Annotated in this window: 10 protein-coding genes and 2 pseudogenes; 1 reads left to right on the top strand and 11 read right to left on the bottom strand. The window is 52.9% G+C overall.

What is annotated here, in order from left to right; all coding sequences use genetic code 11:
• Positions 1-150: 150 nt before the first annotated feature.
• From rseP to rpsB, 8 genes and pseudogenes are all read right to left on the bottom strand, one after another.
• Positions 151-1285 (bottom strand): annotated as a pseudogene (gene rseP, locus JCM12308_RS23775) (RIP metalloprotease RseP).
• Positions 1286-1324: 39 nt separating this feature from the next.
• On the bottom strand, positions 1325-2497 hold the full coding sequence (gene dxr / locus JCM12308_RS23770) for a 1-deoxy-D-xylulose-5-phosphate reductoisomerase (RefSeq protein ID WP_054785284.1): 1173 nt from the start codon (positions 2495-2497) through the stop codon (positions 1325-1327).
• A gap of 55 nt (positions 2498-2552) precedes the next feature.
• Positions 2553-3443 (bottom strand): phosphatidate cytidylyltransferase, encoded by an 891-nt coding sequence (locus JCM12308_RS23765; protein ID WP_054785283.1) that lies wholly within the window; start codon positions 3441-3443, stop codon positions 2553-2555.
• Positions 3443-4156, bottom strand: a complete 714-nt coding sequence (locus tag JCM12308_RS23760) for an isoprenyl transferase (protein WP_244272007.1) — start codon at positions 4154-4156, stop codon at positions 3443-3445. The genes JCM12308_RS23765 and JCM12308_RS23760 overlap by 1 nt, the downstream gene beginning before the upstream one ends.
• A gap of 82 nt (positions 4157-4238) precedes the next feature.
• The gene (frr, locus tag JCM12308_RS23755) at positions 4239-4796 is read right to left on the bottom strand and encodes a ribosome recycling factor (protein ID WP_008546529.1); all 558 of its coding nucleotides are present in this window, start codon (positions 4794-4796) and stop codon (positions 4239-4241) included.
• Between the two features lie 97 nt (positions 4797-4893).
• Positions 4894-5613, bottom strand: a complete 720-nt coding sequence (gene pyrH / locus JCM12308_RS23750) for a UMP kinase (RefSeq protein WP_008546436.1) — start codon at positions 5611-5613, stop codon at positions 4894-4896.
• A gap of 65 nt (positions 5614-5678) precedes the next feature.
• Complete coding sequence (gene tsf, locus JCM12308_RS23745; protein WP_054785282.1) at positions 5679-6602, bottom strand: translation elongation factor Ts; 924 nt, start codon at positions 6600-6602, stop codon at positions 5679-5681.
• 168 nt (positions 6603-6770) lie between these two features.
• On the bottom strand, positions 6771-7568 hold the full coding sequence (gene rpsB / locus JCM12308_RS23740; RefSeq protein WP_014285935.1) for a 30S ribosomal protein S2: 798 nt from the start codon (positions 7566-7568) through the stop codon (positions 6771-6773).
• 358 nt (positions 7569-7926) lie between these two features.
• Between rpsB and JCM12308_RS23735 the strand changes: the two genes are divergently transcribed.
• Positions 7927-8613: a hypothetical protein gene (locus JCM12308_RS23735; RefSeq protein WP_054785281.1), complete on the top strand. Its 687-nt coding sequence runs from the start codon at positions 7927-7929 to the stop codon at positions 8611-8613.
• 105 nt (positions 8614-8718) lie between these two features.
• Here JCM12308_RS23735 and dnaE read toward each other — a convergent pair whose 3' ends face one another.
• The 3 genes and pseudogenes from dnaE to JCM12308_RS23720 form a co-directional block, all read right to left on the bottom strand.
• On the bottom strand, positions 8719-12153 hold the full coding sequence (gene dnaE, locus JCM12308_RS23730; protein ID WP_054785280.1) for a DNA polymerase III subunit alpha: 3435 nt from the start codon (positions 12151-12153) through the stop codon (positions 8719-8721).
• 575 nt (positions 12154-12728) lie between these two features.
• Positions 12729-13463, bottom strand: a complete 735-nt coding sequence (locus tag JCM12308_RS23725) for an ABC transporter ATP-binding protein (RefSeq protein WP_083416997.1) — start codon at positions 13461-13463, stop codon at positions 12729-12731.
• Positions 13460-14744, bottom strand: a pseudogene (locus tag JCM12308_RS23720) (lipoprotein-releasing ABC transporter permease subunit). The gene JCM12308_RS23725 and the pseudogene JCM12308_RS23720 overlap by 4 nt, the downstream one beginning before the upstream one ends.
• Positions 14745-14898 lie beyond the last annotated feature (154 nt).

Below are 14898 nucleotides of genomic sequence, written 5' to 3'. Positions count from 1 at the left end.
CCTCAGATCACTAATGCGCTTCAGGGTAATGGATAGAATCTGAAACACCTAGGAACTTTGTACAAGGTTTTCAGAGTAAAGCAAGGCGCCACAACCGGATTTAATGCAATTTGCCCAATCCTTTGCCCAACCTTCGGTTACGCAACTTACCTAAGAGCCGATTATCGACCGCAGATCATTCCAGGTCGCAAAAACCATTAGAAGTAGAACCAGAGTGATTCCGATACGGAACCCGAAATCCTGCAGTTTTTCACTCAACGGCTTCCCCCTTACAATCTCGATGATGTAGTACAGCAAGTGCCCCCCATCCAGCATGGGAACCGGCATGAGGTTGAGTAAACCAATAGAAATTGACAAAACTGCGGTAAGGTTAATTAGCGGTAAAATACCATGGGTCGCAACTTGCCCTGAAATTTGCGCTACGCGAATCGGACCACCCAGTTGATCCGGATCTTCTTTACCAAGGAAGAGACCGCCAATATAACCCAATGTCCTGTCTAGAATATACCATGTCTCTTTTACCCCTTCACCTACGGCTTCCACGGGGCCAAATCGCTTCACTATGATATCTTCTTGGGAAGTATTCCGCTGAATACCCAGAATGCCAACTTTCTGAGTGTTTCCAAAACCATCACTGATTTCCTGCAGTTCCGGCGTAGCAGTCAAACGCTCGATCGCGTCTCCCCGCTCAACATCGATTTCCATCGGAACGCCCGCGCTCGCGGTCACGAGACGCTGAACATCACTAAAGCTCTCTACAGGGCTGCCATCAATGGCGACAATCAGGTCCCCTGGCATCATGCCAGCCATCTCGGCGGCACTGCCTGGGCGCACCTGATCCACACGCGGCAATGTTTCGTATTTTCCTAAAAATCCAAACATTGCTGCAAAGATAAGAATAGCGAGGATAAAATTGGCAATAGGCCCTGCGGCCACAATTGCGGAGCGCTGCCACGGGTTCTTTGCAAAGAATGCAGTCCGGCGCGTCTCTTCATCCATTCTGGCCTGCTCATCACGATCCGGAACACTTGCAGCATTCTCATCACCGGAGAACTTCACATAGCCACCCAGCGGGATGGCACAAACCTTCCAGCGCGTACCGTGCTTGTCATCACGGCCAAACAGCTCCGGCCCAAACCCGACTGAGAACGCAAGAACCCTGACGCCGCACCAGCGTGCAACGAGGAAATGCCCTAACTCATGGAAAAACACGACCACGGTAAGCACAGCCAAGAAAGATGATGACTCCGAGCGAACCACCAAGAACTGAACTCAGAACGTCCATGCGAACAGCCTTACCTTATTTTTTACAGGAAGCGCCGGATTAGGCGGCCATCTTCCCAATAACTTCGTTTGCAACTCGACGCGCTACCTGATCCAACTGAAGAATCTCCTCCAGCTGATCCGAACAATCTAGCATATTTTGCGTATGAAGCCGATTCAGAACATCCTCAAGAAGCTCTGGTATCTGCAGGAAACCGATCTTCCGTCCAAGAAACGCTTCCACGGCAACTTCGTCAGCTGCATTAAAAACAGTGCCTGCCCCGTCACCCATCTCCATCACACGCCGTGCGAGTGAAAGAGCAGGAAAACGCTCTAAATCAGGCTTTTCAAAGTCCAGACGCCCGATCATCCCCAGATCAAGATCCGCAACCGGAGCTGTCTTGCGGGTTGGCCAGGCCAGACAGTGAGCAATAGGTCCACACATATCCGGAACGGACATATGGGCCAATAATGACCCATCACAATATCTAACCATCCCATGGACAATTGATTGTGGATGGACCACCACATCCAGCTGTTCCGCCGTAATCGGGAACAAATGGAAAGCTTCAATCAGCTCCAAACCCTTGTTCACCATGGAGGCACTATCTATGGTGATGCGCTGCCCCATGGACCAGTTTGGATGCTTCAAAGCCATCTCAGGTGTAGCAACCCGCATCTCGTCCAGTGTGGATTTACGGAATGGCCCACCAGACGCAGTGACAATCACCTTGTCGATGGCTTTAGGGTCATCCTGCTCAAACACCTGAAAGATCGCGTTGTGTTCAGAGTCCATTGGCAGCAGCTTGGAGCCGCGCTTCTCAGTAAGGCCACACACAATAGTGCCCGCACATACCATGGTCTCTTTGTTAGCCAGCGCAATATTGCTACCAGCCTTGATGCCTTCAACGGTCGGCTCAAGCCCTGCAGCGCCAACCATGGCTGAAACAAGCAGATCAACTTTCTGGCCAGCCGCCTCCAGCACCGCCGCACGGCCTGCAGATACCTCAACACCAGTTCCAGCCAGAGCGGCTTTCAGTTCGTCATACTTGCTGGCATCGCCAATCACAGCACGTTTTGCATTGGTTTCGCGGCACGCTTTGGCAAGTGCCTCAACATTCCGGCCCGCAACAAGTGCGTTGACCTCATAGCGCTCGGGGCTGTGGGCGATAACTTTGAGCGTACTGGCTCCAACCGATCCGGTTGCTCCCAACACTGAGAGGGACTTTGTCATATCAACAACCCTTGCAAATCAAACAGTCAGCACATGAAGCTGCAAACAGGCATTCTTAGGATGCAAAGAGCATCAACCCAGCGTTTGGATTAAACAGCTGACCGCCAAGCACAACACCAATCACATAGGAGAACACTGCAGCTGCAACAAGACCATCCACACGATCAAGCAGGCCACCATGCCCAGGAATGAGACGGCTGGAATCCTTAACCTTAAAGCGACGCTTCATGGAACTCTCAAACAGATCACCAAGCTGGGAGACCGCAGAAAGCACAACAGCAAGGCCAAACGCCCAAATCAGCTGAGATCCACCAACAGCAGCAACAAAGCCCATTCCCAGCAGAGAAGAGAAGAAAACGCCGCCGAGTGCACCGCTCCAGGTCTTATTCGGGGAAACAGCAGGCCAGAGCTTAGGACCACCAAAGCTGCGACCACAGACATAGGCTGCAATGTCAGTGCCCCAGACCACGAGGAAGAGGTAAATGATGAAGAACAGACCTTCATCCCCTTCCCGCAATGCCAGAAGCGAAACAAAAGTCAGGCCGGCATAAACAAAGCCTTCACTCACCCAGCGCGAAATACGGTCAAAACCACCAGCGCTATAGAGCACCACAGCACCGGCAATCAGCGCACCGGCAATCCAGAACGGCTGGGCCTGAAAATAGGCAAATCCAATAAACAGAAGAAACAGGTAACCCAACAGCACAACAGGACGCTGGGTGTTTTGCAGAATGATCTTGTACCATTCCCAATAAACAATCAGCATACCAACCAGCACAAGACCGGCAAACCAGAAACCACCTGCCCATGTCAGCGCCAAGGCGACAGGAGCTAGAATAACTGCGGAAAGAGCGCGTACCAGCAAATCAGGGTTTGCATTAAGTACGCGCCGGATAATTCCTCCGGAGGCGCCTTCAGAATTGTTCTGATTGTTTTTATCAGGCATTACGTCCCAGTCGCGTCAGAGCTCAAACCCCCGTACCGCCGATCGCGGTTAGAGAACGCCAGCAAAGCATCGTCAAAAGCACCTGAATCGAACTCAGGCCAGGGCGTAGGAGCGAAATAGAATTCGGCATATGCTGCCTGCCACAACAGGAAATTGGAAAGACGCTGCTCTCCCCCCGTGCGGACAATGAGGTCCGGATCCGGCATTTCATGGGTATCCAGACAAGCGCTGACATCATCCTCCCCGATGTCAGCAGCCTTCAACTCACCAGCTTCCACGCGTTCGGCCAGCTTACGGGCAGCTCGGACGTATTCGTCCCGCGCACCGTAGTTAAAAGCAATCACCAGAACCAACCCGGTGCAATGCGCAGTTTTCTGCTCCGCATCATTAAGCAGGGTCAGCATGGATTTATCGAGATTTTCCTTGGATCCGATAACGCGAACCTTCACATTGGCTTTCACCAGATCTTTCAGGTCGTCGTAAACAAACCGGCGCAGCAGAGCCATCAGGAAGGAAACTTCCTGTTGCGGGCGCGACCAGTTCTCAGAGGAAAAACTAAACAGCGTCAGGTAGGAGATCCCGCGCTTTTGTGCGTGTTTAACGGCTTCGCGCAGTGTTTTCACACCGCGCCGATGCCCTTCAGTACGCGGAAGACCACGGCGCTGAGCCCAACGCCCATTGCCATCCATGATGATGGCGACGTGACGAGGCACACTCAAAGTCCGATGTCGGAATTTGTATCTACTGCCTCAAATTCAACAGTCGCCGTCATATAGTCCCCGCTCTCAAACAGGATTAAACCTGCTTGATCTCCTGTTCTTTTTTGGCAAGTACGGAATCGACTTCGCCAATGATGTCGTCGGTCATCTTCTGAACCATGTCAGAAGCAGAACGCGCATCGTCTTCGCTCATTTCACCAGCTTTTTCGAGCTTTTTGATGGTGTCCATACCATCACGGCGAACATGACGTGCAGCGATCTTTGCTTGCTCGGCATATTTATGCGCAACTTTGACGAGTTCTTGACGACGCTCTTCATTAAGCTCAGGAATTGGCAGACGCAGGATCTGACCATCCACAACAGGGTTCAGACCAAGGCTGGATTCACGGATTGCCTTTTCAGTGGCAGCAACCATGGACTTGTCCCAGACCTGAACAGAAAGCATGCGAGGCTCTGGAACACTTACTGTTGCGACCTGGTTGATCGGCATTGGAGCGCCATAAGCGTCCACACTGATTGTGTCCAGCATACTTGCAGAAGCACGACCAGTACGAAGACCAGCAAATTCATGCTTCAAAGCTGTGATCGCACCATTCATGCGGCGGTCAAGATCGTCATAGTCCAGCTCTGACATAATTTCCTCTTTCACCTATCATTTATCGGACCGGCTTCCGAAAAATGAAAACCGGTCCGGGTCAAATTCTAACTTTTAAAACGCCAGTTGACGTTGATCAGTCTTCAATGACCGTAAATAGCCCCTGCCCGCGCAGCACATTAACAAGCGCGCCGGAGGTCTTGATGGAAAAGACAACTACAGGAATAGAGTTGTCTCGGGCAAGTGCAATCGCGGTCGCATCCATGACTTTCAGGTTCTTTTCAAGAACTTCCCCTGGTGTAAGCGTCTCAAAACGCTTCGCATCAGGCTTCAGCTTAGGATCAGCGTCATAAACGCCATCAACACTGGTACCCTTAAGGAACACATCACACTGCATCTCTGCCGCGCGCAGTGCCGCACCAGAATCAGTGGTAAAGAACGGATTGCCCGTACCACCGGCAAACAGAATAACGTCCCCATCTTCCATGTAACGCTCTGCACCGCGCTGAGTAAAGCTCTCACAAATGGAAGGAACCGGAACAGCAGAAAGCACACGCGCCTGAATACCGCGCTGACGCAGGGCATCGGCAAGCGTGAGCGAGTTCATGATTGTCGCCAGCATCCCCATGTGGTCACCGGTGACACGGTTTCCGCCTTTGGCTGCCAGAGCCACACCACGGAAGATGTTACCACCACCAACAACGATGCCGAACTGCGCACCTAGGTTTACAGCCTCTGAAATTTCCGCCGCTACCCGTTCAACCACCTTTGGATCGATGCCAAAGTCCTGGTCGCCCATCAGCGCTTCCCCTGAAAGTTTCAGAAGAACTCGTTTCCAGCGAACACCATCAGACATAGTAAACCTCTTTTCATGCATCCAGATACAAAGAGGGCGTCGACTGAGTCGACGCCCTCAATAAATTAGTTACCAGCAGCAGCAGCAACTTCAGCTGCGAAATCTGTTTCTTCTTTTTCAATACCTTCACCAAGGGCAATGCGAACAAAGCCGGTGAGTTTGATTGGAGAACCGATTTCTTTAGCTGCTTCTTCAACGGCCTTCTCTACAGTCAGATCAGGGTTGATAACGAAAGACTGCTTAACCAGTGTAACTTCTTCATAGAACTTACGCAGGCGACCTTCAACCATCTTTTCGATGATGTTTTCAGGCTTACCGGACTCACGAGCCTGTTCCATGTAAACAGTGCGCTCACGCTCAACTGCTTCTGGGTCCAGTTCGTCAGTGTTCAGTGCCATTGGGTTGGTCGCAGCAACGTGCATTGCGATCTGCTTGCCCAGTGCTGCTAGCTTGTCTGCATCGCCTGCAGATTCAAGACCAACCAGAACACCGATCTTGCCAAGGCCTTCGCCAGCAGCGTTGTGCATGTAAGAAGCAACAACACCTTCGGAAACAGACAGACCAGCAGAACGACGAAGGGTCATGTTTTCACCGATGGTGCCAACAGCTTCCTTGATTTCGCCTTCAACGGTACGGTCTGTGCCTGGGTAAGGAGCAGCAGCCAGCTTCTCAACGTCACCATCAACGGTAAGAGCGGTCGCAGCAATGTCACGAACCAGTTTCTGGAAGTTGTCGTTACGTGCAACGAAGTCTGTTTCGGAGTTAACCTCAACAACAACAGCTTTGTTGCCTTCAGCTGCAACTGCAACAAGACCTTCAGCTGCAACACGGCCTGCTTTTTTAGCAGCCTTTGCAAGGCCTTTGGTGCGCAGCCAATCAACTGCAGCTTCCATGTCGCCGCCTGTTTCTTTCAGGGCAGCTTTACAATCCATCATGCCAGCACCGCTAGTTTCGCGGAGCTCTTTCACCATAGCAGCGGTAATGCTCATCGTACGCCTCATGGACGGGAGTGTGTCTAAAAAAATCGGAGGAAACCGACTTCCCTACGGATCTATCCGATTTATCGCATAGCGATTGTGACGGCTCGGCGCATGCGCACAAACAATCACATAAAAACTGGAGGGGAAGCGCATAAATGCGCTTCCCGAGAGAAAACCTTAGCCTTCGCTCTTGTCAGCAGCAGCTTCTTCAGAAGCTTCTTCAGCAAGTGCAGGCTCTTCAAGGAGTTCTTCAGATTCGCCGAGATCGATACCCATGGAACCGGATGCGCGTGCGATGCCGTCAATAGCAGCGCGAGCGATCAGATCGGTGTAAAGGGTAATTGCACGACCAGCATCATCGTTACCCGGAACTGGGTAAGTGATGCCATCTGGATCACAGTTGGAATCCAGGATCGCAGCAACTGGAATGCCCAGGCGACGAGCTTCCTGAATTGCGTTAGCTTCGCGGTTGGTGTCGATAACAAAGATCAGGTCCGGAATACCGCCCATGTCTTTAATACCACCAAGGTTACGCTCAAGCTTCTGACGCTCACGATCAAGGAACAGACGCTCTTTTTTGGTCATGCGGTTTGCATCACCACCGTCGAGCAGCTCTTCAACCTTACGCAGACGCTGGATAGACTGAGAGATCGTCTTCCAGTTGGTCAGCATGCCGCCGAGCCAACGAGCGTTGACGTAGTACTGAGCAGAGTTGCGAGCAGCTTCTGCAACAGCTTCCTGAGCCTGGCGCTTGGTACCAACCAAAAGCACGCGACCACCAGCAGCAACAGTGTCAGACACAGCTTTAAGAGCCTGGTGCAGAAGTGGAACTGTCTGACCAAGATCAAGAATGTGAATGTTGTTGCGAACACCGAAGATGTAGTTGTTCATCTTTGGGTTCCAGCGGTGCTTCTGGTGACCAAAGTGTACGCCTGCTTCAAGCAGCTGGCGCATGGTAAAATCAGGCAAAGCCATGCCTTTATTCTCCTTAGTTTTCCGGTTTAATCCTCCGCAGGGCAGCACAACCGTGCAACTCTCTAACCGGATGGAGCTCGCCACAAGGACAAACCCCGCCCTGCGTGCGGGATGGGGCGCTTATAGAACCCCTTTTCAAGAAGATCAAGCACTCAAGGTTTAAGATCAACATATAGGCCCGATTTAGTAAATCAGATCCCGCCTCACCGCGCTCTCGCAACCAGAAAGTTTACCTCTCAAACCAAAGCAACCTGTTGCGAAACCAAACTGTGGGTATGCGCATTACATATTATGTTTTCTCAAAAAATCATGGTTAACAAATCATCAACAAAAAGACTCAATTCGGACACATTTCAATATGGCACTGAAAAAACTCGTCGTAGCTACACTTGTTGCTATAACACTGGGCGGCTGCGCCAAAACCATCAAGCTTTCTGACGTTGATGCAAAGACAATCTCCAAGTCCGCGGTAAAGCCCGTCAAGAACCGGCATGTGAAAGAGAGCCACATCAACACCCATGGCATCCAGCATGGCTTGCTGGGTGTCGTTGTGACAACTGCCATGAATGCAGCCTCTGGCGCGTATGGCGAGATGGCCTCCATTCCGGCAGCAAAGCACGATCCACAAACCGCTATGCGCGAGCGGTTGACGAAATATCTGCAGAAAACCCACAAGTTCCGCTTTAAGGGTACGATCAAGGGCCCTTACAGCAAGCCAACCATCAGTGAGGAACAACGCGCAAAAGCTCTCACCAAGCTTGCCAAGGAAACTGGCTACTCCGGCTATTACCTGGATGTATCAACGGTCTTCTATCAGTCAATAATGGAAGGCGCAGGCTGGTTCGCAGATCTCGCCTACCGTTACCGCGGACGCGCGCTTCTCGTTTCAGCAAAAGACGGCAAGATCCTCGCCGCATCCACCTGCGACGTGACTGATCATTCAGATCTATCTGATCTGGCAGGCAAAGGACAAAAGAGCGTAGACCGCTTCGCCAGAAACCTTGGTTACGCTTGTGCTGAACAAGTCATCCAGAAAATCTTCTAAGGCAGAAGTGAATGGCATGACCACCAATCAACGCGACATGCCCTGAAACAACAAACCCCGCTGAACATCTTCAGCGGGGTTCTTTTTTGCTCATTCTAATGCAGTCTAAGACATCTGGACATCCATCACACCGGGGAGCGTTTTTAGAGCACCCGACAGCTGAGGGGAGAGCTGGTAGTTGCCTGGAAGCTTGACCTCCACCTCACGCTGGCCATCATCCAGCAGCACAACGCAGCTTACTTCACCATCCCCACCACGGCGCAACTGACGTTGCAGGCTCGCAATCGGCTCGTCTGAACCAAGGAAGATGCGAAGAGTCCGATGCACCCTGCCCGCCACCTTCTCCAGCGGCTCAACCTGCGAGATACGAACGCTGACTTCCTCATCACGCATATCCGCTTGCACCAATAGCACGACAGAAGCCCCCGGCTCCAGCAGATCACGGCATTGGTTCAGCGTTTCAGAGAACATCACCGCTTCATATTGCCCAGTTGGATCGGAGATGCGCACAATGCCCATCTGGTTCCCGGTGCGCGTCTTGCGCTCCTGCTTGGCAGTAACCGTGCCTGCCAGACGCCCGGCAGAAGATCCAGCCTTAACAGAACGTTCAAAGTCCTTCCAAAGCTGCACACGCAGCTTGGTGAAGAGCTCACGGTATTCATCCAGCGGGTGCGCGGAGATGTAAAAGCCAACCGCAGCATGCTCTTTCTGCAGGCGCTCCGACGGCAACCATGGATCGGTCGGATTAAGGATCAACGGCTCCGGCGCGTTGTCACCACCAAAGAAATCGTTCTGTCCGGAATTTTTGTTCTCTTCCGTACGCTGCGCCATGCCGATGATGCGATCCAGACCATCCAGCAACTGAGCACGGTTTGGATTAAGCTCATCAAAGGCTCCAGCAGAGATCAGGTTCTCAATGGTGCGCTTGTTCAGAACCTTCGGACTGATGCGGGTCGCAAAGTCAGCCAGATCCTTGAATGGCTCGTCCCCGCGCACCTCCACAATGTGTTCAACCGCCTGCTCACCCACGCCTTTGATCGCGCCCATGGCGTAAACGATCTTGCCGTCCTGCACATCAAAGTGCACACCGGATTTATTGACGTTCGGCGGTACCACCTCAATGCCCATGCGCATCGCTTCCTGACGGAAGTCACTCAGCTTGTCCGTGTTGCCAAGATCGAGCGTCATGATACCGGCGAGGAACTCCACCGGATAGTTCGCTTTGAGCCAGGCCGTCTGATAAGCCACCAGCGCATAAGCAGCCGCGTGTGATTTGTTAAAGCCGTAGTTCGCGAACTTGGCCACCAGGTCGTAAATCATACCAGCCTGGTCTTTATCCACCTTCTGCTCAACAGCACCCTCAACGAAGCGGGCGCGCTGGATCTCCATTTCAGAGGCAATCTTCTTACCCATCGCACGGCGCAGCAAATCCGCTTCACCAAGAGAGTAACCAGAAAGCACCTGCGCGATCTGCATCACCTGTTCCTGATAAACGATAATGCCGTTCGTCTCTGTCAGAATCGGCTCAAGCAACGGGTGAAGATAATCAGGCTCTTGCTCGCCATGTTTCACGGCGTTGTAAATCGGAATGTTGTCCATCGGGCCCGGACGATACAGAGCCACCAGCGCAACGATATCTTCAAAGCGGTCAGGCCGCATACCTGCAATCGCGCGGCGCATGCCCTGACTTTCCAGCTGGAACACGCCAACGGTCTCACCCGCAGCCAGAAGCTTATAGGTCAGCGGATCATCAATCGGGATTTCTTCGATCTTCACTTCAATGCCGCGCTTCTTGATATGCGAAACCGCCGTATCAATCACCGTCAGCGTTTTGAGGCCAAGGAAGTCAAACTTCACCAGACCGGCAGCTTCAACCCACTTCATATTGAACTGGGCCACCGGCATGTCAGAGCGCGGGTCTCGGTAGAGCGGCACCAGCTGTTCCAGTGGACGGTCACCAATCACCACACCCGCCGCGTGCGTAGACGCGTGACGGTAAAGACCTTCCAGCTTCATCGCCATCTTCAAAAGGCGATCAACAACCTCTTCCTGTTTGGCAGCTTCACGAAGCCGAGGCTCCTGTTCCAGCGCCTCAGGCAAGGTACACGGGTTCGCCGGGTTACCAGGCACCAGCTTACTAAGCCGGTCCACCTGACCATATGGCATCTGCAGAACACGGCCCACATCGCGCAGCACCGCCTTGGCCTGCAGCGTTCCGTAAGTGATGATCTGCGCCACCTGCTCGCGGCCATACTTGCGCTGCACATACCGGATCACTTCTTCTCGCCGGTTCTGGCAGAAGTCGATATCAAAGTCCGGCATGGACACACGTTCCGGGTTCAGGAAGCGCTCGAACAGCAGGGAGAACCGCATAGGGTCAAGGTCAGTAATGGTCAGCGACCATGCAACCAGCGACCCCGCACCGGAACCACGCCCCGGTCCCACCGGAATATCTTCGTTCTTCGCCCACTTGATGAAGTCCGCAACGATCAGGAAGTAGCCTGGGAACTTCATGCGGATAATGATGCCCAGCTCGTAGTCCAGACGGTCCCAGTAATCTTTCTCTTCCAGATCAGGCGCCAGACCATGCACATCAAGACGCGCCTGCAGGCCTTCTTTCGCCTGACGGGTGAGCTCTTCCGCCTCAGCCCGTTCTGCTTCTTCAGCATCCGCATCCGCCCCGGCAAAGCGCGGCAGGATCGGCGCGCGTTTCAACGGGCGATAATGACAGCGCTGCGCAATCACAACGGAATTCTCAAGCGCCTCAGGCAGATCGGAGAACAGCTCCATCATCTGCTCGCGGGTCTTGAAACAGTGTTCGGGTGTCAGCTGACGTCGGTCAGTCTCAACAAGAACGCGGCCTTCAGAGATCGCGATCAGCGCATCGTGCGCTTCATAATCATCCGGGTTCGGGAAGAACGCTTCGTTGGTGGCGACGATTGGAATGTTCAGATCATAGGCAAGGTTCAGGAGCTCTGGCTCAACATCTTCCTCGCCCTTCATATTGTGGCGTTGCAGCTCCACATAGAGGCGATCCCCAAACGTGTTCTGCAACAGCTCCAGACGGGACTTGGCAAGGTCAACATGCCCTTCGCGAAGCTGAGAGTTGATCGGCCCCTCACTGGCACCCGTCAGAACAATCACGCCACCTGATTTATCCAGCACGCGTGAAATCGGAACATTCGCCTTAAATCCGGGCTCCGTATCAAGGAACGCACGAGACACCAGATCCATCAGGTTCTCGTAGCCCTCCTCATTCGCAGCGAGCAGTACCAGATCGCTCACCGCATCATCACCAGAGACATCGGGTTGATCTTCGAAGTTGACAGAGACCTGACACCCGATGATCGGTTGCATCCCGGCGCCAAAGGCTTTTTCAGAAAACTCGAGCGCACCAAAAAGGTTGCCGCTGTCCGTGATCGCCAGTGCGGGCTGCTCATCCTTTGAGGCAAGGTCAATCAGCTTGCCGATAGGCAAAGCCCCTTCAAGCAGGGAGTAAGCTGAGTGAACACGGAGATGGACGAATCCTGGAGATGACATCTTGAGCCTTTTGGTTCGCAAGGTGTGCGCGACAGTAGCACCTCATTTGGAGGACCCAAAAGCAAAATGCAATTCCTTGGCAAATTGCACCACCGGTTATCCCGAGTTTCCCAACGCCTACTCCCAAGGAACTTACGGGAGCATCTGTGTCAGCGCATCACCCCACATCAGGCAGCTGCTTGCAAAAAGAACAATAGAACCGAATGCTGCTGTTTCACGAAGTACGAATGACATAACAAACACCCTTAATTTGAACTCTGTTTGTATCTGTTATGTTCTATCAATGTTCTCATTTACACAACCCCTAATTCAGCTGGGTCAAACTCATAGTTAATGAGTGGTATACGCGTATGTCATGCAAGATCATTGCACGCCAATTCCCTCATCAACTCAATGAGTTGAGGACTGGATCAAAGTTAATGCTGGAAGAAAAGGTGCGCGTTCACACGCTCTGGAAAGGAACGCAAGCCACAAGAACAGCGGCATCGAAACGAGAACAGAGCCTCAAAACACAAAATACCAGCGACCGTATCGCTGGCATTTGATTCTTACTCAGGCTTTTTGCTGAAAGCAGCTTAGGGCAGCTCCACCACTTTGCCGTCACGAAGTGTAATCCGGCGGTCCATTTGCTTAGCAAGTTCCAGATTGTGCGTCGCCAACAGCGCCGCCACACCGGAAGCACGGACCAGTGCGGTCAGGGCCTCAAACACATACTGAGAGGTGTTCGGATCAAGGTTTCCTGTCGGCTCATCCGCCAGCAGCACACGCGGTGCATTGGCAACCGCACGGGCGATAGCAACACGCTGCTGCTCACCACCGGAAAGCTCTGCTGGACGGTGGCTCTCACGCTCAGCCAGGCGCATATAGGAAAGCAGCTGACGCGCCCGCTCTTCAGCATCCTTGCGTTTCAGCCCGCAAATCATCTGCGGCAAAGCGATGTTCTCCAGCGCAGTGAACTCAGGCAGCAACTGGTGGAACTGATAGACGAACCCCACTTCAGTGCGGCGAATAGCAGTGCGGGCATCATCATTGAGCTTGGAGCACTCACGCCCACCAATCAATACCTCACCGCTCTGCGGCTTCTCCAGCAACCCAGCAAGGTGCATCAGCGTAGATTTACCGGCACCAGATGGCGCCACCAGTGCAACCATCTCCCCCTCATAGAGGTTGAGATCCGCGCCCTTCAAAATCTCCAGCTTGCTCTTGCCTTCATCATAGCTGCGAACCACGTTCTGCAGGCTGAGCACAGGAACGCGCTCTTCACCTTCAAGCGAAACACCAGCAATCGGTTTTGTTGGTTTGTTCATCATTCGTAGCGCAAAGCCTCAACAGGATCGAGCCGGGCTGCGCGCCAGGCAGGGTAAATCGTAGCAAGCAGGCTCAACACAAGAGCCATAATCACAACACTCGCCGTCTCGCCTGGATCCATCTCAGCCGGAAGCTTGGAGAGGAAGTAAAGCTCAGGTGAGAACAGCTCAGTCGCTGTCAGCCAGGAGATCGCCTGACGAATGCTCTCAATATTCCAGCACACCACCGTGCCCAGAATGAAGCCAGCAAACGTGCCGATAGTACCAATGCTTGCGCCGGTGATGATAAAGATCCGCATCACGGCACCGCGGGTTGCCCCCATGGTGCGCAGCACTGCAATGTCACGACCCTTGTCTTTCACCAGCATGGTCATACCGGAAATGATGTTAAGAGCTGCCACAAGCACGATCAGCGTCAGGATCAGGAACATCACGTTGCGCTCAACTTCAAGCGCAGAGAAGAACGTCATATTGCGCTGGCGCCAGTCCGAAACAAACACAGGCCGCCCCGCTTCCTCTTCAATCATCGGACGCAGCGGACCAACAGCATCCGGGTCGTCTGCATAGACCTCAATGCCAGTCGCCAGACCTTCCTTGTTGAAGTAAAGCTGCGCTTCATTGAACGGCATAAACGCGATGGTACCGTCATATTCACTCATGCCAATCTGGAAGATTGCAGAGACAGGATAGCCCTTCACACGCGGTGTCATGCCCATCGGCGTAATACTACCACGCGGGGTAATTACACGAACCGTATCCCCAACTGTCACACCAAGCTGGCGCGCCAATCGGGAACCAATCGCAATGCCCTCACCCTCGTCAAATCCATCCAGCGTACCAAGCAGAACATTGCCGGAGACAAGATCCAGTTTATCAAGATCAGACTTGTGAACACCGCGGAACAAAGCGCCAAGGTCGGCACTTGGACCGGAGATCATCGCCTGCCCTTCAACAAACGGCATGGCAAAGTCCACACCGTCGATACCAGCCAGTTTGACGGAGGTTTCCTGATAATCATTGAGCGGGCTATCAATCGGCTGAACCAGCACGTGCCCGTTAATGCCTAGAATTTTGGTCAACAGCTCTGTACGGAACCCATTCATCACCGCCATGACGATGATCAGAGTTGCAACGCCCAAAGTGATCCCAAAAGGAAAGACCGGCAATAATAGAAATGAAAGTTTCTTTGCGTCTGGAGCGCAGATAACGCCCTGCCAGCATCCACTCAAAGGGTGCAAACCACCGGTTCTTTCCGGGATGAGCCGCCTGAATCTCTGCCGTCATACTAGACTATTCTCCGTTTCCGCCTGTTCAACTACTCCGTGGAATATAGGGAGCATGAAGAGCAAGTGCCATAAGCTCTGGCAAAAAGGCCCGGCAGCGGAAAGGCCGCCGGCACCTAGCATACCATTGAAGCTAGTGAGTTACCCCAAGCTTC

The organism is Pseudovibrio denitrificans JCM 12308 (genome assembly GCF_001310815.1).
Classification (GTDB): domain Bacteria; phylum Pseudomonadota; class Alphaproteobacteria; order Rhizobiales; family Stappiaceae; genus Pseudovibrio; species Pseudovibrio denitrificans.
This window is presented reverse-complemented; position numbering and strand designations above follow the sequence as displayed.